This is a genomic window from Pararhodonellum marinum (assembly GCF_015354735.1).
Lineage (GTDB): Bacteria > Bacteroidota > Bacteroidia > Cytophagales > Cyclobacteriaceae > Pararhodonellum > Pararhodonellum marinum.
In genome coordinates, this window is record NZ_JACEFJ010000012.1 from 71764 (window position 1) to 98698 (window position 26935).

At 43.6% G+C, this 26935-nt stretch carries 26 protein-coding genes; 20 read left to right on the top strand and 6 right to left on the bottom strand.

Translation table 11 applies throughout. The features are described 5' to 3' along the window. Positions 1 to 9 precede the first annotated feature (9 nt). The 9 genes from H1A14_RS18520 to lepB all read left to right on the top strand — a co-directional run bounded on the left by H1A14_RS18520 (position 10) and on the right by lepB (position 9206). Complete coding sequence (locus tag H1A14_RS18520) at positions 10 to 489, top strand: DUF4442 domain-containing protein (RefSeq protein ID WP_194777782.1); 480 nt, start codon at positions 10 to 12, stop codon at positions 487 to 489. Between the two features lie 163 nt (positions 490 to 652). Further along, a complete protein-coding gene (locus H1A14_RS18525; protein ID WP_194777783.1) occupies positions 653 to 2275 on the top strand; it encodes a CTP synthase in 1623 nt (540 codons plus the stop codon). 65 nt (positions 2276 to 2340) lie between these two features. Next, on the top strand, positions 2341 to 4155 hold the full coding sequence (gene yidC / locus H1A14_RS18530; protein ID WP_194777784.1) for a membrane protein insertase YidC: 1815 nt from the start codon (positions 2341 to 2343) through the stop codon (positions 4153 to 4155). 211 nt (positions 4156 to 4366) lie between these two features. Then, positions 4367 to 5071, top strand: a complete 705-nt coding sequence (locus H1A14_RS18535; RefSeq protein WP_194777785.1) for a metal-dependent hydrolase — start codon at positions 4367 to 4369, stop codon at positions 5069 to 5071. After that, positions 5059 to 5841, top strand: coding sequence for a ParA family protein (locus H1A14_RS18540; RefSeq protein ID WP_194777786.1), 783 nt, complete (start codon positions 5059 to 5061; stop codon positions 5839 to 5841). Before H1A14_RS18535 ends, H1A14_RS18540 begins: the two co-directional genes overlap by 13 nt. Before the next feature lie 3 nt (positions 5842 to 5844). Next, complete coding sequence (locus H1A14_RS18545) at positions 5845 to 6762, top strand: ParB/RepB/Spo0J family partition protein (protein WP_194777787.1); 918 nt, start codon at positions 5845 to 5847, stop codon at positions 6760 to 6762. Then, positions 6722 to 7393, top strand: coding sequence for a DUF5683 domain-containing protein (locus H1A14_RS18550; protein ID WP_317174907.1), 672 nt, complete (start codon positions 6722 to 6724; stop codon positions 7391 to 7393). Before H1A14_RS18545 ends, H1A14_RS18550 begins: the two co-directional genes overlap by 41 nt. A 2-nt stretch (positions 7394 to 7395) precedes the next feature. Beyond that, the gene (dapB, locus tag H1A14_RS18555; protein ID WP_194777788.1) at positions 7396 to 8118 is read left to right on the top strand and encodes a 4-hydroxy-tetrahydrodipicolinate reductase; all 723 of its coding nucleotides are present in this window, start codon (positions 7396 to 7398) and stop codon (positions 8116 to 8118) included. Between the two features lie 11 nt (positions 8119 to 8129). Next, positions 8130 to 9206, top strand: a complete 1077-nt coding sequence (lepB, locus tag H1A14_RS18560; protein WP_194777789.1) for a signal peptidase I — start codon at positions 8130 to 8132, stop codon at positions 9204 to 9206. Positions 9207 to 9310: 104 nt separating this feature from the next. Here lepB and ung read toward each other — a convergent pair whose 3' ends face one another. Further along, a complete protein-coding gene (gene ung, locus H1A14_RS18565) occupies positions 9311 to 9973 on the bottom strand; it encodes a uracil-DNA glycosylase (RefSeq protein WP_194777790.1) in 663 nt (220 codons plus the stop codon). A gap of 68 nt (positions 9974 to 10041) precedes the next feature. Here ung and apaG point away from each other — a divergent pair, with 68 nt between their 5' ends. Together apaG and H1A14_RS18575 are read left to right on the top strand one after the other, a co-directional pair. Then, positions 10042 to 10428 (top strand): Co2+/Mg2+ efflux protein ApaG, encoded by a 387-nt coding sequence (gene apaG / locus H1A14_RS18570; protein ID WP_194777866.1) that lies wholly within the window; start codon positions 10042 to 10044, stop codon positions 10426 to 10428. Between the two features lie 161 nt (positions 10429 to 10589). Continuing rightward, positions 10590 to 11210 (top strand): O-methyltransferase, encoded by a 621-nt coding sequence (locus H1A14_RS18575; protein ID WP_194777791.1) that lies wholly within the window; start codon positions 10590 to 10592, stop codon positions 11208 to 11210. A gap of 30 nt (positions 11211 to 11240) precedes the next feature. Here H1A14_RS18575 and H1A14_RS18580 read toward each other — a convergent pair whose 3' ends face one another. Next, positions 11241 to 11831 carry a methyltransferase gene (locus tag H1A14_RS18580; RefSeq protein ID WP_194777792.1) on the bottom strand — a complete coding sequence of 197 codons (591 nt, stop codon included), beginning with the start codon at positions 11829 to 11831 and terminating at the stop codon, positions 11241 to 11243. A 37-nt stretch (positions 11832 to 11868) separates the two neighbouring features. On the opposite strand from H1A14_RS18580, the gene H1A14_RS18585 reads away from it, so the two are divergent. From H1A14_RS18585 to rplI, 4 genes are all read left to right on the top strand, one after another. Continuing rightward, the gene (locus H1A14_RS18585; RefSeq protein ID WP_194777793.1) at positions 11869 to 12789 is read left to right on the top strand and encodes a coiled-coil domain-containing protein; all 921 of its coding nucleotides are present in this window, start codon (positions 11869 to 11871) and stop codon (positions 12787 to 12789) included. Between the two features lie 163 nt (positions 12790 to 12952). Beyond that, positions 12953 to 13324, top strand: a complete 372-nt coding sequence (rpsF, locus tag H1A14_RS18590) for a 30S ribosomal protein S6 (RefSeq protein WP_194777794.1) — start codon at positions 12953 to 12955, stop codon at positions 13322 to 13324. Then, positions 13321 to 13572 carry a 30S ribosomal protein S18 gene (gene rpsR / locus H1A14_RS18595; protein ID WP_194777795.1) on the top strand — a complete coding sequence of 84 codons (252 nt, stop codon included), beginning with the start codon at positions 13321 to 13323 and terminating at the stop codon, positions 13570 to 13572. Before rpsF ends, rpsR begins: the two co-directional genes overlap by 4 nt. A 36-nt stretch (positions 13573 to 13608) precedes the next feature. Continuing rightward, on the top strand, positions 13609 to 14052 hold the full coding sequence (rplI, locus tag H1A14_RS18600) for a 50S ribosomal protein L9 (protein WP_194777796.1): 444 nt from the start codon (positions 13609 to 13611) through the stop codon (positions 14050 to 14052). Positions 14053 to 14156: 104 nt separating this feature from the next. On the opposite strand, the gene H1A14_RS18605 is transcribed toward rplI, so the two are convergent. Further along, positions 14157 to 14405, bottom strand: a complete 249-nt coding sequence (locus H1A14_RS18605; protein ID WP_194777797.1) for a hypothetical protein — start codon at positions 14403 to 14405, stop codon at positions 14157 to 14159. A 278-nt stretch (positions 14406 to 14683) separates the two neighbouring features. On the opposite strand from H1A14_RS18605, the gene trhA reads away from it, so the two are divergent. The 5 genes from trhA (at position 14684) to H1A14_RS18630 (ending at position 21728) form a co-directional block, all read left to right on the top strand. Further along, complete coding sequence (trhA, locus tag H1A14_RS18610) at positions 14684 to 15370, top strand: PAQR family membrane homeostasis protein TrhA (RefSeq protein ID WP_317174908.1); 687 nt, start codon at positions 14684 to 14686, stop codon at positions 15368 to 15370. 39 nt (positions 15371 to 15409) lie between these two features. After that, on the top strand, positions 15410 to 16393 hold the full coding sequence (locus tag H1A14_RS18615; protein ID WP_194777798.1) for a GSCFA domain-containing protein: 984 nt from the start codon (positions 15410 to 15412) through the stop codon (positions 16391 to 16393). A gap of 17 nt (positions 16394 to 16410) precedes the next feature. Next, the gene (locus tag H1A14_RS18620) at positions 16411 to 18447 is read left to right on the top strand and encodes a thioredoxin domain-containing protein (protein ID WP_194777799.1); all 2037 of its coding nucleotides are present in this window, start codon (positions 16411 to 16413) and stop codon (positions 18445 to 18447) included. Between the two features lie 3 nt (positions 18448 to 18450). Then, entirely contained in the window at positions 18451 to 20970 is a 2520-nt protein-coding gene (gene priA / locus H1A14_RS18625) for a replication restart helicase PriA (protein WP_194777800.1), read from the top strand. A gap of 233 nt (positions 20971 to 21203) precedes the next feature. Then, a complete protein-coding gene (locus H1A14_RS18630; protein WP_194777801.1) occupies positions 21204 to 21728 on the top strand; it encodes a YfiT family bacillithiol transferase in 525 nt (174 codons plus the stop codon). 447 nt (positions 21729 to 22175) lie between these two features. Here H1A14_RS18630 and H1A14_RS18635 read toward each other — a convergent pair whose 3' ends face one another. From H1A14_RS18635 to H1A14_RS18645, 3 genes are read right to left on the bottom strand one after another with little or no spacing between them, the layout of a single operon-like run. Next, complete coding sequence (locus H1A14_RS18635; RefSeq protein WP_194777802.1) at positions 22176 to 23228, bottom strand: 2-oxoacid:ferredoxin oxidoreductase subunit beta; 1053 nt, start codon at positions 23226 to 23228, stop codon at positions 22176 to 22178. Beyond that, positions 23203 to 25068 carry a 2-oxoacid:acceptor oxidoreductase subunit alpha gene (locus H1A14_RS18640; protein WP_194777803.1) on the bottom strand — a complete coding sequence of 622 codons (1866 nt, stop codon included), beginning with the start codon at positions 25066 to 25068 and terminating at the stop codon, positions 23203 to 23205. The genes H1A14_RS18635 and H1A14_RS18640 overlap by 26 nt, the downstream gene beginning before the upstream one ends. After that, on the bottom strand, positions 25065 to 26843 hold the full coding sequence (locus tag H1A14_RS18645) for an FAD-dependent oxidoreductase (protein ID WP_194777804.1): 1779 nt from the start codon (positions 26841 to 26843) through the stop codon (positions 25065 to 25067). Before H1A14_RS18645 ends, H1A14_RS18640 begins: the two co-directional genes overlap by 4 nt. Positions 26844 to 26935: the final 92 nt, after the last annotated feature.

Sequence of the window (26935 nt, forward strand, 5' to 3'; positions counted from 1 at the left end):
ACCCCACTGATGAATCCAGCCCAGGAGAAGTTCAAAAATCAAATTAGGAACCCCTTTTATTTCTGGTGGGGCATGCTGTTTAAGCTTCCCACTGTTTTGTTTTGGAGGATAAGAATAACTCACTTGGACGAATCCAACTGTCAGGTCACCCTACCCTATTTTTGGCGAAGCCAAAACCCCTTTAAGTCCATTTATTTTGCAGCCATGTCGGGCGCTGCTGAATTGAGCACCGGAGTGTTGTGTCAATATGCTTTGGCTGGCAAGGGAAAATTCAGCATGCTTGTAGTTGGATTAAAAGCGGAATTCTTTAAGAAAGCCAACCAAAAAATCACTTTCACCTGCCAAGACGGATTAGCCGTCAGGGACTTGCTTGGAAGACTTGAGCCTGGCGAAAGTGAGACCTTGACTATGGTAGCTTTTGGAACCAACCCAGAGAAAGAAACTGTGGCTAAATTTTACATTACTTGGTCTTTTAAGCGCAAAAGCTGATTTTCCTGATGTTAATCACTATTATTTTCAGATCCATTTCTTTTGAGTCCGAAATCAGTAATGTCTAAAAACAAAATTTTAATCCAAATCGCCCACCTTGATTCAATTATTTTACCTAATTTTGAATCCCATAAGAATTTAAACAAAACATCATACCATTCTTATGGCCTCATCCACCAAATACATATTTATTACCGGAGGAGTTACTTCTTCCTTGGGAAAAGGTATCATTGCCGCCTCCTTGGCAAAACTGCTCCAGTCGAGAGGCTTTTCGGTTACCATCCAGAAATTTGATCCCTACCTCAACATCGATCCAGGCACACTCAATCCCTATGAACATGGGGAGTGCTATGTGACGGAAGATGGCGCAGAAACTGACCTTGATTTAGGCCATTACGAACGCTTTCTTAATGTTTCCACTACCCAGGACAACAATGTTACCACTGGGAGGATTTACAACAATGTCATCACCAAGGAGAGAAAAGGCGAGTATTTGGGTAAAACAGTTCAGGTAATCCCACACATTACCGATGAGATCAAAAGCAATTTTTATAAGTTAGGTGAATCAGGAAAATATGATGTAATCATTACCGAAATAGGGGGTTGTGTAGGTGATATTGAATCTCTTCCTTTCATAGAAGCGGTAAGACAAGTCAGGTGGGACTTGGGTTCAAATAATTTTCTGGTGGTTCATTTGACATTGATCCCTTATTTATCAGCAGCCAAAGAACTCAAGACCAAACCCACCCAGCATTCGGTCAAGCAACTCTTAGAGGCTGGGATTCAACCGGATATTCTGGTGTGTAGGACAGAGCACCATTTGCCGATGGACGTTAAGAAAAAACTGGCCCTTTTCTGTAACGTTCAGCTAAACTGTGTGATAGAAGCCATGGATGCGGAGAGCATTTATGATGTCCCGCTCTTGATGAAAAAGGAGAAACTGGACGAAAGGGTCATGGCCAAGCTCAAATTGAGTACCAAGACCAATACCGAATTGGAACAATGGAAGGATTTCCTGGGAAGATTAAAGAATCCAACCCAAGAAGTCCAAATTGGCCTGATCGGTAAATACGTTTCCTTACCGGATGCTTACAAATCCATCATTGAATCGTTTACCCATGCCGGCGCAGCTTTGGAATGCAAGGTCAACCTGCACTTGATTTCCTCTGAGGAAATCAACAAGGACAATGTAGAAAAGAAACTGGAAGGCTTAGATGGAATTCTTGTCGCCCCGGGTTTTGGTGAAAGAGGCCTTGAAGGAAAGATAGAAACTGTTAAATTTGCACGAACCAAAGGATTGCCTTTCTTGGGAATCTGCCTGGGAATGCAGGTGGCTGTGATTGAATTTGCCAGAAATATTCTGGGATTAGAGAAAGCAAACAGTACAGAAATGGATCCTAATACCCCGGATCCTGTCATTGCCCTGATGGAAGAACAAAAGAACATTGTACAAATGGGAGGCACTATGAGACTAGGTTCATATCCTTGTGAATTGACCAAAGGAACAAAATCTTTCACCGCATATGGAAAAGTGAGAATCAATGAAAGGCATAGGCACCGTTATGAATTTAATGACAAATATTTGAAACCCATGGAAAAACATGGTATGATTGCAGCGGGAATTAATCCTGATACCAATTTGGTTGAAATCGTGGAACTTAAAAATCACCCCTTCTTTGTGGGAACGCAATTTCATCCCGAATACAGAAGTACGGTTTTAAATGCCCATCCTTTATTCCTCAGATTCATCAAAGCCACCATAGACAATAAAACCTCAGATATTTAAATCCCCCTCTTAGACCTGCCTTCGATACATTTCGTAGAAGGTGGAGAGCAAATACGTTAAAGATTATGGACAAAAATCAAGCGACAGGACTTATACTTTTCGCAGCAGTCATACTGGTGTACTCATTGTTCTTTGCCAGCAGCCCTGAGCCACGGGAAATAGACACCCCCGAAACCACGGAATTGCCTGCCGAAAGACAGGCTGAAGAGCTCACTGAAACACCCTACAGCGCTACAGTAGATGTACTTCCGGATAGCCTCAGGAACCTCCAAAATGAAGCCACTTATGGTGTTTTTGCTTCTTTGGTCATCGGAGAAGAAAAAGAGGTTCTTCTTGAAAATGATAAAATGGTGGTTACATTCTCCAGCAAAGGGGGCGAAATCAAACGGGTGGAGCTAAAAGAACACAAGACTTGGGATCAAAGGCCACTCTACCTTTTGGATGAAGAAAGCTCAAGCTTTGATTATCAGATGTCCACCTCTTTGGGCATGTTGAGTTTGAATGATTTTTACTTTGAGTTTGATCAGTCGAATGCCGTAAATGAGGAAGAAGAACCCGTTCAAAGTGTACGCTTTACTGCATCAACGCCGTCTGGTAAATTGGTAAGAACCTACAGTCTTGCCAATGAAGCTTATGTGGTGACTCAACAAATTGAACTTCAAGGGCTTGAAAGACAGGTTAGTTCTCCGGAAATCACCATACTATGGGAGGATGAACTCAAAAAGCTGGAAGCTGACATAGAAGAATCCAGAAGAAAAACCTACATGAATTTCTATACGGTAGAAGGAAGTTATGATTACCTGAGCACATCTTCTGATCTGGATGAAAAGCAAGTTGCCGATCCCTTAAAATGGGTAGGCTTCAGTCAGCGCTTTTTCACAGCGGCTATGATTGCGGAAAATAGTTTCAATAATGCCTTTTTGACCCAAATGATACCTACAGACACATCGTTTGTAAAAGGAATGGGCGCCAGAATGCTTTTGCCTATTGAGAACAATGTGGCCAATATGGACTATTATTTTGGACCCAACAATTACAATGTGCTTAGAAAGATCACACCCGGTTTTGAAAAAAATGTCGACATGGGGTATTTCTTTGTCAGTTGGGTCAACAAGTACATCATCGTTAATCTTTTTCAGTTTCTGGAGAAATATTTCACCAATTACGGGGTCATCATCATTTTGATCGTGTTTATCATCAAGCTATTCCTTTTCCCTTTGACTTACAAGTCTTATGTAGGGATGGCCAAGATGAGGTTGATCAAACCCGAAATTGATGAATTGAAGGAAAAATACAAAGACGATCCTACCAAGCAACAGCAGGAGCAAATGAAGCTTTTTGGCCAACTAGGCGTCAGCCCTATTTCAGGATGTCTTCCCATGCTGCTTCAGATGCCGTTTCTGTTTGCCATGTTCTTTTTCTTCCCCAATTCCATCGAACTGAGGCAGAAATCCTTCCTTTGGGCACATGACTTGTCTACCTATGATTCAGTCCTCAATTTGCCCTTTACGATCCCTTTTTATGGTTCACACGTGAGTTTATTTGTCATCTTGATGGCTGTTTCTCAAGTGGCATATACCCGATTCAACAATCAGTTGACAGCAGCACAAGGCCCTATGAAAAACATCGGTTATATCATGCCGATCATGTTTATGTTTGTGCTTAACTCCTACCCTGCTGCCTTGAGTTTCTATTATTTTGTTTCCAACCTGGTAACATTTGGTCAACAAGCTTTGATAAAGCTATTTGTTGACGACACCAAAATCAGGGCTAAAGTGGAAGAAAACAAAAAGAAAAACGTGAATAAAAAGAAATCCAAGTTTCAGCTGAAACTGGAAGAGGCCATGAAAACAGCAGAGGCTAGCAAAAAGAAGAAGTAAAAAGCGTTCTAATGATCATATTTCAAAAGGAAGTGTAGCGATACCCTTCCTTTTTTTTTGAAAAGACCGCTTGCATGCTAATGGGTAAGCTTTAGCTGTTCAGAATCAAGCCATTAAACCCTCACATGATCCAGTGTGGATAATTAACACTATTTTGTACGACATAAACTTATATATTTGTGATATCATTAACCATTAAAAACTAACAAACATGACTGAAATAACCTTCTATGGTCATTCTACATTTTTGTTGAAAATTGGAGAAAAAGAGATCTTGTTTGATCCCTTTATATCTCCCAACGATTTGGCCTCTGAGATTGACATTGAATCCATAAATCCTGATTACATTTTGGTAACCCATGGTCATGAAGACCATGTAGCAGATGTAGAAAGCATTGCCAAACGGTCTGGAGCTATGGTGGTTGCCAATTATGAAGTAGCTACCTGGTTTTCCAAAAAGGGAATTGAAAATTACCATCCGATGAATCATGGAGGAAGCAAAAGCTTCGATTTTGGAAAAGTAAAATATGTAAATGCGATACACAGCAGTACGCTTCCAGACGGAACTCCTGGAGGAAACCCGGGCGGTTTTGTTGTGAAGACGGATTCGGTCTGTTTTTATTTTGCAGGGGATACTGCACTTACCTATGACATGAAGCTTATCGGAAAGCAGTTTGAGGTGGATTTTGCTTTCTTTCCTATCGGAGACAATTTCACCATGGACATTCATGATGCATTGGAAGCAGCAAATTTTGTTGGCACCAAAACCATAATAGGGATGCATTATAATACTTTTCCTTATATTGAAATCGACATTGAGGCTGCAAAAAAAGCGGCTGAGAAATCAGGAATAGCGTTGATATTGCTTAATATTGGGGAAAAAATCACCTTTGATCCGCACAGATGGGAAAAGTAATTGCGATAGCAAATCAAAAAGGCGGTGTAGGGAAAACCACCACCGCCATGAACCTGGCTGCAAGTCTGGCGGTCTTAGAATTTAAAACCTTGGTGATCGATGCTGATCCCCAAGCCAATACCACCTCGGGACTCGGACACAATCCCAGAAATATAGAAACCAGCATCTATGAATGCATGGTAGATGGCACAGACATTTCCACGATTGTATTGAAAACCAATCTGGAGCACCTGGATTTGATTCCTTCCCATATTGACCTGGTAGGCGCTGAGGTAGAAATGATCAATCTGGAAAGTAGGGAAGAAAAAATGAAGGAAGTGATCGGTAAAATCAGAGGGGATTATGATTTTATCATCATTGACTGTTCCCCTTCTTTGGGACTGATCACCATCAATGCCCTTACTGCAGCCAATTCGGTCATCATACCTGTGCAATGTGAATATTTTGCACTTGAAGGACTGGGTAAATTATTGAATACCATCAAGATTATACAAACCAGACTGAATCCTGACCTTGAAATAGAGGGAATACTGCTGACCATGTATGATGTAAGGCTGAGACTTTCCAATCAGGTGGTCGATGAAGTAAGGACTCATTTTAAACAAATGGTATTTAAGACCATCATTCCAAGAAATGTCAGACTGGGGGAATCACCCTCATTTGGACTGCCGGCCATATCATTTGACGGCGATGGAAAAGGAGCAATTGCCTACCTTAACCTTGCCCATGAAATTGCTGAGAAAAACGGGATGGCCAAAATAAACGGATAAAAAATGGCTGACAATAAACCAATCAAGCGAAAAAGTGCTTTGGGCCGTGGTTTGGGAGCCTTATTGGAAGATTCCCCAAAAAAAATACATAAGGAAGATTTCTTGACTGAGGAACCCAAAATAGGGATCCATGAAATCAGTCTGGATGAAGTACAGGTCAATCCCTTTCAGCCAAGAACACATTTTGATAAAGATTCCTTGGCAGAACTAGCAGAGTCAATCAAGGTTCAAGGCATCATTCAACCCATTACCGTTAGAAAACTGACAGATGGTGAATACCAGCTTATCGCCGGTGAAAGGAGATATCAAGCCTCAAAAATGGCTGGTCTCACCTCCATCCCAGCCTACATAAGGACTGCCAATGATCAGCAGATGCTGGAAATGGCCTTGATCGAAAACATACAGAGGGAAAACCTCAATGCCCTGGAAATTGCCCACTCCTATCAGCGCCTATTATCTGAATGCAATCTCAAGCAAGAAGAGCTTGGGGACCGAGTAGGTAAAAACAGGACCACGGTCAACAATTACTTAAGGTTGCTCAAACTGCCACCCGACATTCAGGCTGGTATCCGAGACCAAAAGATAAGCATGGGTCATGCCCGGGCATTGATCAATATTGATGACATTGATAAACAATTGGCATTGTATAAGCGCACTTTACAGGAAGAACTTAGCGTAAGAAAAGTGGAAGCTTTGGTCAAATCCCTTAATGATGGCCCTGCCGAAAAGGCGATCAAGGCGGGAGATTTAGTGGACCCCATCAAGAAGTATGAAATCAATAAGCTTCAGCAAAGGTTGGCCAATCATTTTGGAACAAAAGTTGCCCTGAAGTCCGATAATAAAAGCAAAGGAGAAATCAAAATCCCTTTCAATTCTACAGATGACCTTAACAGGATTTTGGAAATTCTTCACATCATTTAAAGTACTTACCTTCAGTTCCTCTGGTCAAAGTGATAAGTACAGGTATCCGGCAATGACTTTTTCCAAAGTCATTGCTGTTTTTGTATACCTTTTTCTCACTTGCTCAATAGGAATAGCACAGGAGGAAATTGTTTTACCTACGGAAAGACAGGTAGAGAGAGAAATTATCCTCAGAATGGATCAGAAGAACCCTAGAAAAGCCACCTTGCTTTCTGCCATGTTGCCAGGTGCTGGCCAAGTATACAATGGAAAGGCTTGGAAAGTCCCCATCATTTATGGGGGATTCATGACTAACGCTTATTTTACGGAATTCAACAACCGTCGCTACCAGATTTTCAGAGATGCCTTGTTTCAATTCAGAGATCCTACCAATACCGAGCCCAATCCATTCCCTAACCTCAATGAGGATGGGCTGATTAGGAATGTCAACTATTGGAGAAGAAACCGGGATGCCACCTACATCATTTTTTTGGCGATTTATGTATTGAATATTGTGGACGCCAATGTAGATGCCCACCTGTCCAATTTCGATGTGTCTGATGACCTCAGTCTCAGATTTGACCCGACCATGGAATCCTTGGCTTGGGGGGGAAATATGATAGGATTATCATTTAAAATTAAATTTCAGTAAACATGAATATATTGATCTTAGGGTATGGAAAAATGGGGAAAATAATCTCTGACATCGCCGAATCGCGTGGCCATACCATCGTGGAAAAAATAAACATAGAAAACCAACACCTTCTAAAAGATCTCGATCCAGAAAGGATCGATGTAGCCATTGAATTTAGTCAACCTGATGCCGCATTTGAAAACCTGTCCTGGGCCATATCCAAACAAATCCCTGTCGTCAGTGGGACCACTGGATGGCTGGACCGAAAATCCGAAATCGAACGCATGACCTTGTCCAAAGGAAGCACATTTTTTTATGCGAGTAATTTCAGCATAGGCGTAAACATCTTTTTCAAGGTAAACCGATACCTTGCAAAATTGATGAATGAGCAAAGTGATTACCGGGTCTCCATCGAAGAAATTCACCATACTGAAAAAAAAGATGCGCCTTCGGGCACTGCCATTACTTTGGCAGAAGACATCATCAACAAAATAGATCGGATCAGAAGATGGGACTTGGTACAGCAGGTGACCGAAAACGAACACAATATCCCCATAGTATCCAAGCGCATCGATCCAGCACCTGGTACCCATGTTATCACCTATCATTCTGAAATTGACGATCTTGAGATCAAACATACTGCCCATAGCCGGAAAGGATTTGCACTTGGCGCGGTTTTGGTTGCCGAGTGGATCAAAGACAAAAAAGGGGTATTGAGCATGAATGATTTTCTTTCCTTTTAATATTTTTGAAAATGACAAAACCAAATAAGAAAAAATCGGCATTGAGAGAATGGGGTGATGCCCTCCTTTTTGCTGTAATTGCCGCCAGTTTAATCCGATGGCTGTTTTTGGAACCCTTTACCATACCTACGGCATCCATGGAAAAATCTCTTCTGGTGGGGGATTTCCTGTTTGTCAGTAAAATGCACTATGGTACCCGTACTCCAAAAACCATCCTTCAGGTGCCCCTTACCCATCAAAAAATATGGGGAACTGAGCTTTCCTCCTATTCCAGTGCCATAGAATTGCCCTATTTCCGATTACCTGGCTTCAGTAAAATCAAAAGAAATGATGTGGTGGTTTTCAATTTTCCAACAGAATTTGAGCACCCGGTTGATCTCAAAACCAATTATATCAAACGTGCCGTGGGGGTTCCGGGAGATGTGTTGGAAATCAAAGATACACAGCTGTTTATCAATGGCAGCGAAGCTGAAAACCCGCCTCAAATGCAGTTTTCCTACGATGTTTTGACCAGTCGACCACTGAGTGTGGATTTTTTTGATTCTTATGACATCAATCCAGACAGTTTTTATCCATTTTCGGACAATTCCGGCTACTTGGTATTTACTACCAGGGAAAATGCCGAAAAGCTTAAATCCGCACCTGGAGTGACCACTGTCCGAATACGTTTAGAAAAAGAAGGGGCAGGACGGGCAGATGTCTTTCCTGACGGCTCTTTTTTTAAGTGGAATAAGGACAATTATGGTCCAATTGAAATCCCTACCGAAGGCTGGACGATAGAACTCAACCCTGAAAATGTAATGAAATATGCCTTCACCATTGAAAAATATGAAAGGCACAAAAACCTCAAAATAGATGGCAATGACATTTACCTTGACGGTCAGAAACTGGACACCTACACCTTCCGGCAGAATTATTATTTCATGATGGGTGACAACCGCCATGATTCACTGGATTCAAGGTATTGGGGTTTTGTTCCAGAAGACCATGTGGTGGGCAAAGCCTGGTTCCTTTGGTTATCTTTAGACAAACACAAAAACATGTTCAATAAAATCAGGTGGAACAGGTTCTTTAACCCAATCCGATAATGGTGGTGAGTTAAATTCAATCAAAAACAATGGTATAAAGTCCGGTTTCTCAGCCGGACTTTTTCTTTTCATGCTGTTAATCAGAGGGATTACACCTTTAATTATTACCAAAGAATCTCCTTTTTTCCCTTATTTCTCAAATAAGCATTGGCCTGGCTAAAATGGCCACAGCCCAAAAACCCCCGATGAGCTGACAACGGGCTGGGGTGAGGAGCATACAACTTCAGGTGTTTGTCATCAGGTATAAAGGCGGCTTTTTTCTTGGCATAGGCCCCCCAAAGCAAAAACACCAGACCCTCATTTTCTCTGGCCAAAGCATGAATCACAGCATCCGTAAAAGTTTCCCAGCCTTTGTTTTGGTGGGAACCTGCTTGATGGGCTTCTACCGTCAGCGTTGCATTGAGCAGTAAAACCCCTTGTTTCGCCCAGCGATTCAGATTGCCGTTGGGAGGGACGGGGAGATTCAGGTCTCTTTTGAGTTCTTTGAAAATATTCAATAAGGAAGGCGGAAACGGCACTCCTTCCTGAACCGAAAAAGAGAGTCCGTGTGCTTGCCCCGGCCCGTGATAGGGATCTTGGCCCAAAATAACCACCTTGGTTGCTTCAAAGGCACAAGCCTCGAAAGCACTGAATATTTGAGATCCTTTTGGATAGATGGTTTTGGATTGATATTCCTTTTTGACAAAATCCGTCAGTGCCAAGAAATAAGGTTTTTCAAATTCATTTTCCAGCCTTGATTTCCAACTGGGTGCTATTTTCACATTCATATATCCAATATTATGGAGAATTGAGAATAAAGCCTTATTTTCGAAATGAAAAATATAAATTAATGACTATGGTCAGTGCTATTACATCCGGGATCAAAGTTTCAGTAGTGGTAACTTACCAGGCAGAATTTTCCAGCCCTCATCAGCACCATTTTGTCTTCACCTACAAGGTCACCATAGAGAACAGTTCTTTTCAAACGGTACAACTGATGAGAAGAAAGTGGGAAATTCATGATGCCGGTGAAACCCATAAAATCGTAGAAGGAGATGGTGTGGTGGGCCAACAGCCTGTTTTAGAACCTGGGAGTGTACATGAATATGTATCGGGTTGTAACTTGAAATCAGGATTGGGTAAAATGAAAGGAAGCTATTACATGGAAAAAATAGTTGACGGAATGATTCTGGAAGTGAAGATTCCTGAATTTCAACTCATTGCTGACATCTACGATAATTGATGTGGCGTGAGTATTTGTTTCCCTTCAAGGAATACCTACATTATTTTTTACTCAAAGAAGACCAGCACGCTCTGCAGAGTCCGTTTGCATTTGATATGTATTCGGGACTTCTAAAGCACATTAAAGCGTCAAAGGAAAAAAATCAGCACTTAGTCCAAAGAATGACGATGCTTATACAGGATGCTGAGGTATTGGAAATTTCGGATTATGGTGCGGGCTCCAAAAGGCTGAAAAATCAGCGAAGAAAGACTTCTTCAATAGCCAAGCACAGCAGTTCTTCGGCAAAATTCGCTGCCCTTTTACAGTATTTCTGTACCAAAACACCTGCCATCAATGTGCTGGAACTGGGAACTTGCTTAGGTGTCAGCACCGCTTTCATCCAGGAAGCTGTAAAAGGTGAGTTTTTCAGTTTTGAGGGTTCTACGGCCTTGGCTGTCAAAGCCCGGGCACACTTTGGTTTGGAAAGGGTTCAATTTATTCTGGGAGATATCCGGAAAACCTTGCCTGAATTCCTTAAAACCAACCCAAAAATCGATTTTGCCTGGATCGATGCCACCCATACCTATGAAGGTTCTATGAGTTATTTCAACAGCTTGATTCCCCATGCGCATGAGGAATCTATTTTTGTCATCGGAGACATTCACTGGTCCAAAGGCATGAAAAAGGCATGGGATACTATCAAATCACATCCTAAAATAAGCTGTAGTTTTGATTTCTATGAATGTGGCGTACTATTTTTTAAAAAAGGATTAATGACTCAACACTATGTCCTTTCAATTTGACTTCACCGATTTTGTTGATATTCAAATCGATTATTGCTTCTTTTTTAGCATAAAGAAAAGCTCCTCACCCATCCTGGGGGGTATGGAATTGTAACATGGTTCCATCAATACCACTTCAAAATGGGGTTCAAAATATGCCAGATATTCTGCCTTGGTTCCACCAAAAGGTGGGCCTACCTTTGGAAAATGGTGGGAAAAAAGCAACCCAACCAATTTACCCCCTTCTTTGAGGAGTTTTTTCATTTTTTGCACATAGGCTGGTCTAAGGTCTATGGGAAGTGCACAAAAAAAGGTTTGCTCCAAGATCAGATCATAGCTTGAGGCGTGGTTGAAGAAATCTTCATGATGGAGATGTTCTGATGGGAATTGAGGATATTTTTCTTTGAATTGCTTAAGAGGAAAGGCTGAAATATCCAGAACATGGACATATTCAAAGCCGTTTTGGAATGCGTAGGCGGCCTCATAGGCATTTCCCGCACCGGGTATAAGTATTTTAAGATCTTTTCTTGTAATTTGGTCCAAATATTGTTGAATCGGTGGAGCGGCTTTTCCGATATCCCAGCCAATCTCATTGGTTTCGTATCGGGAAGTCCAGTAGCTTTCATTTAATTCTGATTTCATATTGACTATTTAGCATTGAATTCATATATACTATACCATGAGTACAAACATAAGTTCTGAAACTCCAAAGAAAAATGAGAGTTGGAAAAATATTCTGATTATTGTCCTATTGATTCTCATTGTAATCAGTGGCATCAAACTCTACACAGATTCCATAGACCGAACCAAAAAGGCTGAGGAAATCATTGTTTTGACGGAAGAAACCAACGATTTGAACAAGAGGCTGGATTCCATGACCTACCAATTGGACTTACGAATCCAGGAAATTGCTAAACTTGGCGGTGAGGTGGATTCACTCGTCAGCATCAGGGAACAGTTGGTCAGGGAAAGAAATACAGACTCCAGAAGAACTGAGGCCCAAATAGTGGCTTTGAACAAAAAGATAGACACCTACTCCAACCTACTTAAAGAAAAAGATGATGATATCATCAAACTCCGGGAGATCAATGATGAATTACTTTCAGAAAACCAGGAGCTCAAGACTGATAAAGCCGAAATTGAGGAGGAAATGGTCAAGCTTAACCTTAAGCAGCAGGAACTGGAAGAAAAAGTCAATATTGCCGCCAAACTCAAAGCTGAAAACATAATAGTAGCTGCTGTCAACAACAGGGGTAGAGAAAGAGTCGGGGAATTTAGAAACAGACAATTGGAAAAACTCAAGGTTTCCTTTAACCTTGCCGACAACCCGGTATCAGAACCAGGAACTAAAGATATTTTTGTGCAGGTAGTTTCGCCCAACAATCAGATTATCTTTGACATTGCAAGGGGTTCTGGCACCTTTAGGGTGGATGGAAGAGAGGAATTTTATACCGCCAAGCAGGACATTCTCTTTGACAATTCCAGACAGGAACTCACGTACTATTACGAAAAGGGCTCCGATTACAACACAGGCCGTTACGAGGTACGGATTTTTGCGGATGGATTCCTGATCGGCAATCAGGCATTTGAAATCAAATAGGCATTTAGACCGGGTCATTGACCCGGTTTTTTCGTTTTTAAGGGGAGTATCATCCTGTCATCTTTCAGAAGTGTACTTTGATTCCATTTGATATTTGGATAAAACATAAATAACACCTATTTTTGCGGTCTCTTTATCATAAAGTAAATTAAAACACAAAAAAATGTTCCAAAAAAATTACGAGGCGGTATTCATTTTAACTCCCGTTTTGTCTGATGTTCAGATGAAGGATACCGTAGATAAGTTTGTAAACTTATTAAAAGATGAGGGAGCAGAAATCATCAATGTGGAAAATTGGGGACTCAAGAAATTGGCCTACCCTATTCTGAAAAAAACGACCGGTTTCTACGTCATGGTAGAATTCAAATCAGAACCAACACTTATCAAAAAGTTTGAGTTGGAACTGAGAAGAGACGAGAAAGTGATGCGATTCCTGACTACGGTACTTGATAAGCATGCTTTGATCTATGCTGATAGAAGAAGAAAAGGAGAATTTAACAAAAAATCAGAAGTAAAAGAGGAGGCTGCGAAATGACACTGAGAAACGAACCCATCAACAGAGAGCAAATCAAGAAGAAGTATTGCCGATTCAAAAAGCACGGCATCAAATACATCGATTACAAAGATCCCAATTTCTTATTGAAATTTGTCAATGAGCAAGGCAAGATTCTTCCTAGGAGATTGACTGGAAACTCTGCCAAGTATCAAAGAAAAGTGGCCAATGCCATCAAAAAAGCAAGACACTTGGCCTTATTACCTTTTGTAACCGACGGATTGAAATAATCCATCTGATCATTCACATCAAAATCGAATAAGAAAATGGAAGTTATTTTAAAAACCGACATAAAAGGACTTGGCTATAAAAATGACATGGTTGACGTAAAACCAGGTTATGGAAGAAACTATCTGATCCCTCAGGGATTCGCAGTTTTGGCCACTTCTTCCAACAGAAGGATCCTTCAGGAAAATATCAAACAAGCTGCCCACAAAGCAGAGAAAATCAAAACCGAAGCAGAAAACATCGCTGCCAGCATTGAGGCTTTGACCTTGGAAATCAAAGCCAAAATCGGTGAAACGGGTAAAATCTTCGGAAAAGTCACTACCCTTCAGATTTCAGATGCCCTTTCTGAGAAAGGCATCGAGGTGGATCGTAAGAAAATTGCCATCAATGTGCCCGTAGAAGGCGCTGGCGATTTTGAAGCGGACATTGATCTTCACAGAGAAGTCAAAACCAAAGCAAAATTTGTTGTGGTCGCTGAATAAACAGTACCCCAAAATATTAAAGCCGGATTTTAATCCGGTTTTTTTTTGCCCAAAAAAAAGCCAAACAAAAATGTTTGGCTCTAATAAAATGAGTTAAACCCTGATTAATTCAAGGCAACTTTTTCAAGGTCTTCAATCAATTTTTTGGATACAGCCTTGCTGTTTTTTTCCCTTGCTTCTTTCAAAACCTCAAGAGCCTTTTGAGATTTCTCGATCAATCCAACAGGATTACCATCATACTCGTAGCTTCTAAAGCACCAAGCCAATTCTGCAGCCAGAGAAGACTCAATTTTCAATTTTTCCAACTTCTCCAAAGTGGTCTCTACTGTTTTTTCCAGGTTTTTTACTTTCATTTCAGTCTTGTTTAATTTGTAACTGGTTCAATTTTAACTATTTCGCTACAAAACTGGTAAATATTAAATTAATTTGCAACTTATTCACAATCAGTTAACAAAATAATAAAAAACAACTCCTTTTCTTAAAAATTTAACATCTGATTATTTGAAAAAACCGAATGATAATTGTCGTTTTGCCAAAATTTATTGATTTTAAAAGTATATTTTGATCTAAATTTCAAAATTTAATTTTGATGATGAATCCATGCCTTTTTTTAAGAAAAGGTGGTTAAAACGTGAAGGCGTTTCAAATTTTAGGTTTTCAGCTATCTTTGCTTATGGCCATTCCAGAAAGAAAGCAAACCCTTTATGAAGAATTTGCAAACAGTATTACCCATGGATTTGGAATCCTTTTCAGCATAGTGGCCATTTCATTGTTGGTTACCTTTTCCGTCCTCAACGGGACTGCCATCCACATCGTCAGCTGTGCTTTGTTTGGGGGGTCTATTTTATTGCTGTACACCTTTTCCACCCTGTACCACGCCATACAGAATGAAAGGATAAAACCTTTGCTGCGGATCTTTGACCACATCAGCATATACATGCTCATTGCCGGCACCTATACCCCCTTTTTATTGCTTGCAGTGGGTGGGCTTTGGGGATGGATCTTTTTTGGCATCATCTGGGGCCTGACTTTGATGGGCACTGTTTTTAAAATTTTCTACACAGATAAGTTTCCAAAATTTTCCCTGATCCTCTATTTGAGTATGGGATGGATGGCCATTTTCCTGATCAAACCCCTATTGGAGAATCTCAGTGCAGAGGTTTTGAGCATGATCGCTGCGGGAGGCCTTGCCTATACCCTGGGTACGGTTTTCTATGTGCGGACAAATATGCCTTATGCACATACCTTATGGCATATTTTTGTTTTGACAGGTACTGTACTCCATTTCATCGGCATCATGTATTTGATTCAGGCTTGAAATTTTTGGTAACTTTAGGAGTTAAAAGAAAAAGTCCAAATGCATCTATTCACCCATTTTGAGATTCCGGAAATTCATCAGAAAATCAAGTATGAAAGTCGGATAGCACTATTTGGATCATGTTTTTCGGATATGATTGGGAATAAGTTGTCCAAAAGCAAATTCAACACGCTTTCCAATCCTTACGGCACCATCTTCAATCCCATTTCCCTGATTGACTTGCTGCATGATGCACTGCATGAACGGGTGGTTGATGAAAACCTTTTTGTAGCCCAACAGGAATTATGGGTAAGCTATGGCATGCATGCTGAAATCAAGGCCGAAAGTCAAGAAGCCTTAAAAGAGAAGATTGTCAACCTTCAAGAGCAAGTGGCTGTTTATCTCAAGCAGGCGAGCCATTTGTTCCTGACCTTCGGAACTGCCTATGTGTATGCCTTAAAGGACAGGGGGCATTTGGTGGCAAATTGCCACAAACGACCGGGGTACCTGTTTAAGAAAAGGTTGCTTGTCCTTTCAGAAATGAAGTCCCAATTCCGATCATTCTATCTTGCGCTAAAAGCAGTCAATCCCAACATACACGTCTCCCTTACCGTAAGTCCTGTGAGACATACCAAAGATGGGATACCGGAAAACCAACTCAGCAAGTGTCTTCTAAGGGTTCTCTGTCATGAAATCACGCAACAGCACCCTGAAGTGCACTATTTTCCGAGCTATGAAATCATGATGGATGAGTTGAGGGATTACCGGTTTTACAAAGATGACCTGATCCATCCGAGTGATTGGGCTGAAGATTATATTTTTCAAAAATTCCTATCCTCCCATTTATCAGAGGAAGCGATGCAAACCCTTGGCAAGGTAAAGTCCATCAACCTGGATTTGGCACACCGCCCATTTCACCCAAAAGGGAAGGCTCACCTGAGTTTTCTTCAAAAGCTTCTCGACAAAATGGAACAAATGCCCGTGGAAATTGATTTTTCAAAAGAGATACTCATGGTCAAAGCCCAAATCAGTAACCATTTTTAATCCCAAATCAAAATCCAATGTCCCATTCTCCCAATGCCCTGATCCACAGCAAAAGCCCTTACCTGCTCCAGCATGCTTACAATCCTGTCCAATGGTTTCCATGGGGGCCCGAGGCCTTGGAAAGGTCCCAAAGTGATAACAAACCGATATTGGTCAGCATCGGGTATTCAGCCTGTCATTGGTGTCATGTGATGGAAAGAGAAAGCTTTGAGGATGAGGAAACCGCAGCATTGATGAATGAGGGATTTGTATGCATCAAGATTGACCGGGAAGAAAGGCCCGATCTGGACAACATCTACATGGATGCCGTTCAGGCCATGGGCTTGCAGGGAGGATGGCCGCTGAATGTGTTTCTGATGCCCAATCAAAAGCCCTTTTACGGCGGTACCTACTTTCCCAATAAAAACTGGAAAGGCCTGTTGAAGAATATCAAAGAAGCCTTTGCCAAGCACCATGATCAATTGGCAGAAAGTGCGGAAGGTTTTGGAAGGAGCCTCAGCATCAATGAAAAAGAGAAATACGGGCTATCTGATGGTGAATTAGATGTTTCAAAAGATGAAATGTCAAAAATCATCACCCAATTGGAAAATAAATTTGATCCGGAATGGGGAGGAATGAATCGGGTGCCCAAATTCCCCATGCCCTCCATCTGGCATTTGGTGATGGATTATGCTTTGGCGAAGGACGATCAAGGCTTGCTTGAAAAGGTGTTTTTCACCCTGAAAAAGATCGGAATGGGCGGCATTTATGACCAACTCAGGGGTGGTTTTTCCCGGTATTCCGTGGATGGAGAATGGTTTGCCCCGCATTTTGAAAAAATGCTGTATGACAATGGCCAATTGATGGCCCTGTATGCCAAAGCATATCAGGTCAGCAATGACCCTTTCTATGAAGAAAAGCTGACCGAAACCCTGCAATGGCTGGAAGCGGAAATGCTTCAGGAAGAAGGGGGCTTTTATGCTGCCCAGGATGCCGACAGTGAAGGGGTGGAAGGAAAGTTTTACACCTGGATCCATGCCGAACTGAAATCCATCCTTGGCAATGATCAGGATTGGTTTTTTGAACTGTATAACATCAAAGAAACAGGCAACTGGGAAGACGGGGTCAATATTTTGTTCCAGACCCAGGACCTGAATGTGGTGGCCAAAAATCATGGGCTAAATGAGACACAGTTAAAGAATCAGCTAAAAACCGTCAAATCCAAATTGCTGGACATCAGGAACAAGCGGATCTTCCCCGGATTGGATGACAAAGTCATCAGTGGTTGGAATGGATTGATGCTGTCGGGTCTGAGTCAGGCATATTTGGCCACTCAAAACCCCTTGGCGCTGAATATGGCCAGAAACAATGCCACTTTCCTGAAGGAAAAAATGCTGCTACAGGGCATTCTATACAGGTCTTATAAGGAAGGGCAAACTTACACGCCTGCATTTTTGGAAGATTATGCGGCAGTCATACAGGGCTGGATTTCCTATTATCAGGTTAGTCTTGAGGAAAAATGGCTTTTGGAGGCAAAAAAACTGATGGAAAAGGCCATTGAGGACTTTTGGGATGACCAAGATGGCCTGTTTTATTACAACAACCCGAAGGCCGAAAAACTGATCGCCAACAAAAAAGAGATCTTTGACAATGTCATTCCCGCCTCCAATTCCATGATGGCCAGAAACCTGCATCAATTGGGAATTTATTTTTATGAGGACAGCTACATGGAAAAAGCCCGATCCATGGTGGCTTCCCTGCAACCCTTATTGGTCAAGGAGCCTGGTTTTCTGACCCATTGGGCAAATGCTTATCTGGAGCATCTGCTGCCCGCGGCCGAAGTTGGCATCGTGGGAAAAGGGGCTTTGGAAAAGGCCAAAAGCATGACCATGAAATACACGCCCAATTCCCTGGTTGCTGCCTCCGAATCAAGCGATTCCCAACTCCCACTTTTACAGGGTAAAACTGCGGATTCCGATGGAAATGCGTTAATTTACGTCTGCTTCAACCGGACCTGTATGCGACCGGTCTCTGAGGTTGATGCTGCTTTTTCCCAATTCCCAAAACTGTCCTGATCCTTGGAAAGCTTATTTGGAGATACTTATCCGCCTGCTACCGAAAAGGTTTCCCTTTTTGCTGATGTCATCCTTCCGGTACCCATCCCCAAGATGTTTACCTACCGCATCCCAAGGCAAATGGAAGAACAGATTGGCATTGGCTTCCGGGTGATTGTACAGTTTGGCAAAAAGAAAATCCTGACGGGCATCATCGGAAAGGTCCACCAAAAACCCCCTGCAGCCTACGAGGCCAAACCAATCCTGGAAATCCTGGATGAACAGGCCATTGTCAATCCCTTGCAGATCCGGTTTTGGTCGTGGATGTCGGAATATTACTGCTGCCAGATCGGCGAAGTCATGAATGCGGCCCTGCCCTCCGGATTGAAACTGAGCAGTGAAAGCAAAATTCAGCTCCACCCCTATTTTGACCCCGAAGACACTCCACTGGAACTGGATGACCGGGAGATCATCCTGTTGGATGCTTTGGCGCATAAGGAAGAATTGAGTTTTGAGGATTGTGGGTTGCTGCTGGGTCTAAAGTCACCCCACCCCATCATCAAAAGCCTGGTCATCAAAGAAGCTGTTTTGGTCTATGAACAGGTAAAGGAAAAGTACAGCCCGAAAATCGAAAGCAGGGTACGGCTTTGCCCCCCTTATGACCGAGACAAAAAAGCCTTGGAACAGTTATTTGACGAACTGGCCTCCAAGCCCAAACAAGAGCAAGTACTCCTCGCCTATCTCCAACAAGTCCCGGTATACCAACAGGCAGCGCTTAATGAGCTGGGGCTGGAAAAAAAACAGCTTGCTGACATGGGCACATCGGTAAGTTCCCTCCATACTTTGGTCAAAAAAGGTGTTTTTGAGACGTTCAAAAAAGTCATCAGCCGCTTTGGGGAGATGGCTGCACTGGAAGAGCCCCCCAAGCTGGCGGACTTTCAGGAAAGTGCCCTTACTTCCATCAAACAGCAATTCCAGGACAAAAATACCCTGTTATTGCATGGCATCACCGGAAGCGGAAAAACGGAAATTTACATCGCTTTGATCCAGGAGGCCTTGGCTAGTGGCACGCAGGTCTTGTTGCTCCTGCCCGAAATTGCCCTTACCACCCAGATCGTTTCCCGGTTGCAATTGGTCTTTGGCAGCAAAATGGGCATCTACCATTCCAAGTTTTCCGACAACGAACGGGTGGAAGTCTGGAGAGGCGTCTTGTCAGGCAAGTATTCCTTTGTAATCGGGGTCAGGTCCTCCCTGTTTTTACCCTTTGACAGCCTGGGACTTATCATCGTGGATGAGGAACATGAGACCTCTTACAAGCAATATGATCCTGCACCCCGCTTTCAGGCCAAGGACTCCGCCATCATGCTGGCCTGGCTACACCAGTCCAAAATCCTGCTGGGAAGCGCCACGCCATCCTTTGAAAGCTATTTCAATGCCAGAACAAAGAAATACGGATATGTCCAATTGGAGCAGCGCTTTGGAGATGCACAGCTTCCTCAATTCAGATTGGCAGACATGCTGGTGGACCAAAAGAAAAACCTGCTGAAACTGGGAATGACCCGCTTGATGCGGGAAAAAATCCAGACAGCACTCGACCACCAGGAGCAGGTGCTGATCTTTCAAAACCGCAGGGGATATGCCCCGTTCCTCAGCTGTGAAGACTGCGGATGGATTCCGGAGTGTGAGCAATGTGATGTCAGTTTGACCTATCACCAGTTTGCCGAAGAATTGCGGTGCCACTATTGTGGATTCAAAGAAAAACTGCCTACGAGCTGTCCTGCCTGCGGCAGTTCAAAAATTGTGACCGTGGGACAGGGCACCGAGCGAATCGAAGAATCCCTGACTCTTCTATTCCCCGAAGCCAGAATAGCACGCATGGACATGGACACCACCCGAAGCAAGTTTGGTTACCAGCGCATCCTCGAAGATTTTGGTGCCGGCAATGTGGACATATTGGTGGGAACACAGATGATCACCAAGGGGCTGGATTTTGATAAGGTGACCGTGGTGGGCATCGTGGATGCGGACCGCATTCTATACTATCCGGATTTCAGGTCGGGAGAAAGGGCCTTTCAGCAGATCACCCAGGTCGCCGGAAGGGCGGGAAGAAGGGGGCAGGTCGGAGAAGTCATCATCCAAACCCGTAAGCCGGACCATTACGTGTTTGACCGGGTCATTCAGGGTGATTTTCTGCCATTTTACCTGATGGAGATGGCTGAGAGGCAGCGGTTTTTCTATCCCCCGTTTGTCAAACTGATCCGCATCTCCTGCAGGCATAAAAACCAGGCTATTGCTGAAAGGGCGTCTAGGCACCTGACCCAGATGCTACAGGAGATACCGGTCAAGAAAATCATATTGGGGCCTGAAAAAGGCCTTATCGGAAAAATCAAAAATCACTACATTTTTGAAACCATGGCTAAGGTAGATCGTTCCGGCAACCATCAGACCCTATTCAAACAGGAATTGAGTCAAAAGATCGCGACACTTTTGGCTGAAAAGGACTTTCGTTCGGTCAGGTTTGTGGTGGATGTGGATCCTTATTGAATGGAATATTATGAAGTATGGATTTACGTCTGTATGTAAGTTGAGGAAGTTTTCTATTTAATTAGTTGGATGTCGGATGTCAGATGTCAGATGTCCGAAGTAAAATACAAGTGATTCAAGTGATATGGGAAGTTTAATCAGGAAAAAGAAAAAATAGTTGGGAATATAATCAGCGTTGATTCTCAGAAAATACAGGATTTGAAAAAAATACAGGTAAACAATATAATTCATTTATGACTATAAATCTCCAATATCCCATCGGCCGCTTTTCACCGCCTCAGGACCTCACTGCCGGGTTGATTGAAGAATACATTCAGGTGATCGCATCATTTCCTTCCCTGCTGAGAAAGGAAGTTCAACACATGGCCGGGGAAAATCTCCATACACCTTATCGGCCTGGCGGTTGGACTGTAAAGCAGGTCATCCATCATTGTGCGGACAGTCATATGAACAGTTTTATCAGGTTCAAACTTGCCTTGACCGAGGACAACCCTACCATAAAAGAATACTCGGAGGGCCAATGGGCGGAATTGACTGACGGTCAGCATTCCTCTGTGGAGTCCAGCCTGAAGCTTTTGGAAGGACTGCATGAAAGGTGGGTAGCCCTATTGAAATCCCTTAACAAAGAGGAGCTGAAAAGAACCTTTTTCCATCCCGAAAAACAAAAGTCCATTACCCTGGAACACAATGTTGCCTTATATGCCTGGCACTGTCAACACCACCTAACCCATGTGCGATTGGTTTCAAGGGGTGTATGATAGTTATAAAAGTCATCAAAACTTGTCTCGACTTTCTCGGGAGAATGCCTCAGATCCTGTATTTGGAATCTATGGAGAGACCTGTCCGCTGTGGCCGATAAATATATGAATGGGTCATCATCAATAATTCGAACTAAAATATAGGTTTTAATTTGATAAACAACAGGCGGATTTTGGATGACCTCTAAAAAAAAAATGTTGAGTGGTAGCTCTTTTTTAAATTATTTACAGCAGTCTGAAGACTGCAATTTTGTAGGTCCAAGACTAAGTCTTGAACCATATGTGAATTTTTAACAGTTGGTTTCTTTGTTTAACTGATAAACTGATACCCTGTTTATCTGTTTCTCTACTTTCAGCTTTTCCCCGTTTGACGGTTCTCTGTTTAACCTTACTTTCAGCTTTCAGCTTCAAGCTTCAAACTTTTCCTACTCCCCTTCTTATAAAATCCTATCGATAGGCCCTATTGATCTCCTCCAACTTCTTAGCACCGGGACAAAGTTCTTTCTCGGAATAGGTATTTAAGGGCTTATCTGCTGTATTCAGGGTCCCATGCAGGTCTTTCCATTCGGTATTGACGTAAAGCAGTCCGGTCAGGATTTCATTTCTAATCCTTGCTTCCTGGAGTGCGTTGACTACCGAAATCCTGTTTTCAGGGTTCCAATCCGTGGCCAGTTTGTTCAACTGAATCAGTGACCCATCATGCAAGGCCACCCGGGTGGATTTGCCTGGATCATAGCTGGCCGTGATTTGCTTGCTTTCAGGCACAAAATCTAAGGTCGAGACGGTTTGCATGTGCTGACGAACATAATCATAGGACTTGGTAGAACCTGGGTTGTTGTTGAAGGTGACGCAGGGGGAAATCACATTTAAAAAAGCAAAGCCTTTGTGGTGCATCGCTGCCTTGATCAGGGGCACCAACTGCTGCTTGTCCCCACTAAAGCTCTGTGCTACAAAGGAAGCTCCCAATTCTATCGCCAAACTGGCCAAATCTATGGCCTGAAAAGGATTGATGCTTCCTGCTTTGCTTTTTGACCCTTGGTCAGCGGTTGCTGAATCCTGCCCTTTGGTCAGGCCATAACAGCCATTGTTCATCACAATGTAGACCATATTCAGATTTCTCCGGATCACATGGACAAACTGCCCCATCCCGATGGATGCCGTATCCCCATCACCTGAAACCCCGAAATAAACCATGTCCTTGTTCGCCATGCTGGCCCCTGTGGCTATGGAAGGCATCCTTCCGTGGACGGAATTAAAGCCATGGGAATTGCCTAGAAAATATGTGGGTGTTTTGGAAGAGCAGCCGATACCGGAAATCTTGGCTACATGGTGGGGCTCTACCGACATCTCAAAACAGGCCTGCACAATGGCTGCACTGATGCTGTCATGGCCACAACCTGCACAGAGCGTGGAAAGAGAACCCTCATATTCCTTAAGGGTGTACCCGATCTTGTTTTTGGGGAGTTTAGGGTGCCTAAACAGAGGTTTGATGTAACTCATGCTTTTGTTTGTTTTCTTCTAACAGATATGCACTGATTTTCCTTTGGATGGCATCCGCAGTAATGGGCATGCCATCATAATTGAGCACTGAAATCAATTTATCCGAATGGGTCTGCAATTCATTGATCAGCAGCGTCCTTAACTGGGCGTCCCGATTTTGTTCAATCACAAAAACCAACCGATGGGAAGCAATGAAATCCGACACCTCTTTTCCAAAGGGAAAAGCCTTTATCCGGATGGCATCCAACAACAATTCTTCTTCTTCCAAAAGATCTTTTGCTTCCTCAGCGGAATAGGTAGAGGTCCCAAAGAACAACATCCCCAGCTCAGATTCATTTTGATCTTGATACAAGGCAGCTTGGGGAACGAGATTTTTGGCAGTATCCCATTTTCGGATCAACCTGTCCATATTGCGTTTATAAGCATTACCATCTTCAGTGTAAACCGCATATTCATCCCTGGAGGTGCCCCTTGTAAAGAAGGCCCCTTTGGTGGGATGGGTTCCGGGATAAGTCCGGTAAGTAATGCCATCCCCATCCGTGTCCAGGTACCTGCCAAATCGCCCGATTTCCTCCAAGGCGGCAGCATCAAGCACTTTTCCCCGATTGTATTTTTTCTTATCAGTCCATTCAAAGGGCTCGCTCAGGTGGTCATTCATGCCCAAGTCCAAGTCTGTCAACAAAATCACCGGGGTCTGCAGCTGATCAGCCAAGTCAAAAGCCTGGGCTGTCATTTCAAAGCATTCCTTAGGGGTGGAGGGGAACAGCAGGACATGCTTGGTGTCTCCATGAGAAGCATAAGCTGCCAGCAGGATATCCGATTGCTGGGTACGGGTGGGCATGCCTGTACTGGGCCCTGCCCGCTGCACATCGACCAATACAGCCGGCACTTCTGCAAAATAGGCCAAGCCGATAAATTCATTCATCAAGGAAACTCCGGGACCACTCGTGGCCGTGAAGGCCCTCGCTCCGTTCCAGTTTGCACCGATGACCATCCCCATGGCGGCCAACTCATCCTCTGCCTGAACCACGGCATATTTTTTTTGTCCGGTGTGGGACTCTGTTCGGTATTGCTCCGCAAAATGCTCAAAAGCTTCTGCCACAGAAGTGGAAGGTGTGATTGGATACCAGGCCATTACTGTAGCTCCCCCATAAACGGCACCAAGGCCACAGGCTGTATTGCCGTCTACCAGGATTTGGTTTTTTACCAGGTTTCTCCTTTCCAGACTAAATTCCAGCGGGTAGTTGAAATGGGTGAACACATATTCCCTACCCAGGTTCAGCGCTTGTTTGTTGGCATCGATCAAAGCGCCTTTTCCGGCAAACTGCTCTCCAAGCAGGGCTTCCAGGACCTCCAGTTCTATCCCGAGTAAAACCGAAAGGGCTCCAACATAGATGATGTTCTTGAGCAGCTGTCTTTTTCTTGGATCCGAAAAGGCAGCATTAGACATTTCCATCATGGGGATTCCCAAGTATTGAATGTCTTCACGGAAATGCTCCAAACCCAGTTTACGGGTGCTGTCGTAGAGGAAATAGCCCCCTGTCCGAACATTTTTAACATCCTGGGCCATGCTTTGGGGATTGACACAGACCATCAGGTCTATGCCTTCCCTCCTACCCAAATAGCCCTTTTCACTGACCCGGACTTCGTACCAAGTGGGTAATCCCTGAATGTTGGAGGGAAAGATATTTTTAGGAGTAACCGGAATACCCATCCTATAGATGGATTTGGCAAAAAGGTAATTGGCACTCGCCGAACCTGTGCCATTCACATTGGCAAACCGGATGACAAAGTCATTGATGAGAGAATGACCTTCTGGTTTTTCTTGCTTAGGACTCATAAGCTATGGGCTTTGGTAACGCTGTAAAAATATTTCTGCATGTCCCAGGCCGAGGTAGGGCATCTCTCGGCACAAAGGCCACAGTGGAGGCACACATCCTCATCCTTGACCATCACCCTGCCTGTTTTCAGTTCCGCGGAAACCAACAGGTCCTGTTGGGTATTCAAAGCCGGGACCAAAAGTTTCTCCCTTAATTCAGGTTCTTCTGCATTGGTGGTGAAGGTAATGCAGGAGGTAGGACAGACATCCATGCAGGCATCGCACTCTATACAGCGGTTTTCGGTAAATACCGTCTGTACGTCACAATTTAGGCAACGCTGGGCTTCCTTAAAAGCGGTGGGCACATCAAAACCGAGTTCCACCTCCTTTTTCCGGTCCTTCAGCGTGATGGATTTTCTGGCCTGAGGCACCACAAATCTTTGGTCTATGGTCACCGGGCTGTCGTAGCTCCATTCATGGATGCCCATTTTCTGACTGATCAGATTGGTGTAGGGACTGGGCCTTTTTTTGAGGTCTTTGCCTTCACAATAGAGGTGCATGGAAACGGCTGCCTGATGGCCGTGGGCAACAGCGGTAATGACATTTTCTGGTCCAAAAGCCGCATCGCCTCCAAAAAACACCTTAGGATGGGTAGATTGAAAAGTGGTCCTGTCCACCACGGGCATACCCCACTGATCAAAGTCAAGGCCGAGGTTCCGCTCTATCCATGGAAAGGTATTTTCCTGTCCTATCGCAATCAGCACTTCATCGGCTTCGATAAAGGCATCCGGTTCGCCGGTAGGCAGCAATTGCCGTTTTCCCTTGGCATCATAGACGGCCTTTACTTTCTGGAACATCATCCCGATAAGTTTGCCGTTTTTCACCTCAAAACTGAGTGGCACATGGTTGTCAAAAATCTGAATGTCCTCATGGATGGCATCCTCCTTTTCCCATGGGGATGCTTTCATGTCTGAAAAGGGACTTCTGACCACCACCTTGACTTCTTTGCCGCCCAACCTCCTCGATGTCCGGCAACAATCCATGGCGGTGTTCCCACCCCCAAGGACAATGACCTTTTTGGAAATGGATTGGGTGTGTTCAAAGGCCACACTTGCCAGCCATTCTATCCCGATGTGAACAAAAGCATCCGCTTCCTTCCTTCCGGGAAGATTGGGCAGGTCTCTGCCCCTGGGTGCACCTGTACCTACGAAAACGGCATCATAATCCTTGGCAATTATTTCCTTGAGGCTATCGACATAAGTCAAAAACTGGGTATGGATGCCCAAATCCAGGATGTAGTTGACTTCCTCATTCAAGACCTTTTCCGGAAGCCTAAAGGAGGGGATTTGGCTTCTCATCATCCCACCTCCTGCAATTTGCTCATCAAAAAGATGGATCTCATATCCCAAGGGGGCAAGGTCTCTGGCCACGGTCAGGGAGGCAGGACCTCCTCCGATCAGGGCGATCCTTTTTCCGTTGGAAGGAAATGGCCCCTGAGGCATGTGTTGCCGTACATCTCCTTTGTTGTCCGCAGCCACCCTTTTGAGGCGACAGATGGCGACGGGTTCCTCTTCCACACGCACCCTTCTGCAGGCAGGTTCACAGGGCCTGTCGCAGGTTCGGCCCAGAATTCCGGGAAAAACATTGGATTCCCAGTTGACCATATAGGCCTCTGTATATTTTTCGGCTGCAATCAGCCGGATGTATTCCGGGACGGGTGTATGGGCAGGACAGGCATATTGGCAATCCACCACTTTGTGGTAATATTCCGGGTCTTGGGTATTGGTAGGTTTCATGGGTATTTTGGGCAAATTATTAAAATCAAGGCCTCAAATGACTATTTTGGCCTTTTACTTATCAACGAAATAATTTTCTAAATATATGGCAG